1 protein-coding gene is annotated in these 395 nt (G+C 68.9%); it reads right to left on the minus strand.

The window, feature by feature from the left end:
* The coding region (locus BN1800_RS39760) for a YeeE/YedE family protein (protein WP_087006395.1) at nt 1-395 on the minus strand (395 nt) is incomplete at both ends.

Here is a 395-nt window from a genome sequence, read left to right on the forward strand (position 1 = left end):
CGAGACCTCGCAGAACTGCGACGGCAAACACGCCGGCCGTCAGGAACGTGGCGACCGCCACCATCGATCGCGGCGACAGGCGGGCAAGCCCGAGAACGCCGTGGCCGCTGGTGCAGCCCGATCCCATGCGCGAGCCAAAGCCGACGAGCAGCCCCGCGACGATGATCAGCGGCCAGCCGGCGGTGATCTGCACGGCCGGCCAGCCGCCGAACACCAGCAGGTAGGTGAGCGGCCCAAGCAGCAGCCCGAGCACAAACGCGAGATTGGTGGTCAAGCCGACGCCTTGGGCGAGACGCCCGACGATCCCGCTGATCCCGGCAATCCGGCCGTTGAGGAGCAGAAGCATGACGGCCGATGCGCCGATCAGCATGCCGCCGAGCAGAGGTGGGAGGTAA

This window comes from Rhizobium sullae, from assembly GCF_900169785.1.
Lineage (GTDB): Bacteria > Pseudomonadota > Alphaproteobacteria > Rhizobiales > Rhizobiaceae > Rhizobium > Rhizobium sullae.